This is a genomic window from Rhodoplanes roseus (genome assembly GCF_003258865.1).
Classification (GTDB): domain Bacteria; phylum Pseudomonadota; class Alphaproteobacteria; order Rhizobiales; family Xanthobacteraceae; genus Rhodoplanes; species Rhodoplanes roseus.
The window spans coordinates 1-2,136 of sequence record NZ_NPEX01000518.1 but is presented as its reverse complement, the minus strand read 5'-3'; the positions used below and the strand labels follow the sequence as shown (position 1 = coordinate 2,136).

The window sequence follows — 2,136 nt, the reverse complement described above, 5'->3', positions numbered from 1 at the left end:
CACGATCGGCCGCCGCCGATCGTGCGCCTGGCTGTCGCTGTGCCGATCGGCGCGCGATCGAGCACTCGCCGTGATCAGGAGCCGATCGGCGGATCGGTCCCATGTCGTCGCCGACTGGGCCGGCCTCGCGCAGGACGTCGTCCTTCGGCATGCAGGACGTCGTCCTCCGCCATCAGGTGTCGGCGTCCGTCCACCAGATCAGCTCGGGTCGACGCCCCGAGATGCCGGACAGCTCGGCGATCAGACTGTCGGCGCGCCGCAGCCTCCTGCACAGCTCGCGATTGATGTTCTGCAGCACGATCGCAAAGGCGTGAATGTCCGCCTTGTAATAGGCATAGAGGCTCCCGGCATCGAGCTCGTACAACACCGCCGCGCTTTCCGCGACGACGGTGGCCGATCGATTCTGCACCTCGATCAGCGTCATCTCGCCGAAGAAATCCCCCGGTCCGAGACGCGCCATGCGGATCGCGCAGTCGCGCTCGCCGCGCTTGTTCACGACCAACGCGCCGGAGTGCACGATGTACATCGAGCGCCCCGGCTCGCCTTCGACGACGACGGCGCGACCGCTGTCGACGCGGCGCTCGACCAGCATCGCGATCAGCCGCTCGAGACTCGGATCGGACAACCCGCCGAAGAACGGTGTCGCCCGAAGGAAAGCACTCAGATCGGGGCTGCTGTGGGCCATCTGTCTTCCGTTCCGACTCAGAAGGCGACCGTGAGGGCGATCCATGGTCGGCGATCCATGTCCGGCGATCCATGTCCGGCGATCCATGGCCGACATCGTATGGAGCGCCTCGTCACGAACCTCCCGGGTCGGCCGCCGACCAGGATGGAACCGCGTGGCGGGCTGCTCCACGTTTCGGCAGCGCAGTCTCGTCGCTGCTCGGAGACAGCGCCGCGCCGGCGGGAGGTGAGGAGACGAGCTCCGCCTCCTGATCACGAATGATTTTCACCCGACGTCGGGCGACCTGGTATGCTGACTATGGCTCGGAGACGCAGCATGCGCCAGTGGATTGTCCGGGACTACGCTCTCGCCGCCGCACTCCTGATCGTCGGCATCCCGGCCGTCGCACAGGACACCGGCCCCACACTGGGCGGCTGTCCGGTCATGCCGCGCGACAGCATATGGAACGTGCCCGTCGATACGCTCCCGATCGATGCGAAGTCGGCACGCTACGTGGCGCGTATCGGCGCCGCGCATCTGAAACCGGACTTCGGCGCGGGGTTTTACGACGGCGTCCCGATGGGCATTCCGTTCACGGTGGTGCCCATGAACCAGCCCAAGGTTCCAATTCACTACGCGCCCTTCGAAGACGAAGAGGCAGTAGCCCCGGAGAGCGACCCCGGCCCGTATCCGATCCCTCGCGACGCGCCGGTCGAGGGTGGCCCCGCCAGCAAGGACGATCGGCACGTGATCGTGGTTCAGCAGGGAAGCTGCACACTGTTCGAGCTCTACAAGGCCGTGCCGACGGCCGACGGAAGCTGGAACGCAGTCTCGAGTGCTCGCTTCGACCTCGAAGGCCACGAGCTGCGGCCTGACGGATGGACGAGCGCGGACGCTGCCGGTCTCCCGATCTTTCCCGGACTCGTGCGCTACGACGAAGTGGCGGCGGGTGAGATACGTCACGCTCTGCGCTTCACGCTGCCCACGACCCGGAGGGCCTATGTGTGGCCGGCGCGGCATTTTGCTTCCCGATCGGACGAGCCGGACCTTCCGCCCATGGGTCAACGGTTCCGCCTCAAGGCCAATGTCGACATATCGCGCTTTTCCGCGGCCAACCAGGTGATCCTCCGGGCGCTGAAGCGATACGGCATGTTTCTCGCCGACAACGGCTCGCCTCTGTTCCTCAGCGGCGCGCCCGACGGTCGCTGGAACAACGACGATCTCGCTGCCTTACGTGAGATACGCGCCTCCGACTTCGAGGCGGTCGACAGTTCCAGGCTGATGCGCGACCCCAACTCGGCACAATCGGCGACGCGTCGATGAGCGATCGTTCCGGCCCACCCCTCGACTCCTCGACGAGGCGATGACTCGTCGGCACCTTCAGACGATCGCATCGCCTCGGTGGGCAACCCGCGACCGCGGCTCCGCCGGTCGGGCGGATCACGCCGTCGATGCGCCGGAGCCTCGGCTCC

At 66.7% G+C, this 2,136-nt stretch carries 2 protein-coding genes; one reads left to right on the top strand and one right to left on the bottom strand.

Features of this window, described 5'->3' with window-relative positions; all coding sequences use genetic code 11:
• Window positions 1-172 precede the first annotated feature (172 nt).
• Window positions 173-685, bottom strand: a complete 513-nt coding sequence (locus CH341_RS30875; protein WP_111423450.1) for a cyclic nucleotide-binding domain-containing protein — start codon at window positions 683-685, stop codon at window positions 173-175.
• A 315-nt stretch (window positions 686-1,000) separates the two neighbouring features.
• Here CH341_RS30875 and CH341_RS30870 point away from each other — a divergent pair, with 315 nt between their 5' ends.
• Entirely contained in the window at window positions 1,001-1,987 is a 987-nt protein-coding gene (locus tag CH341_RS30870) for a hypothetical protein (RefSeq protein ID WP_210208689.1), read from the top strand.
• The last annotated feature ends 149 nt before the right edge of the window (window positions 1,988-2,136 follow it).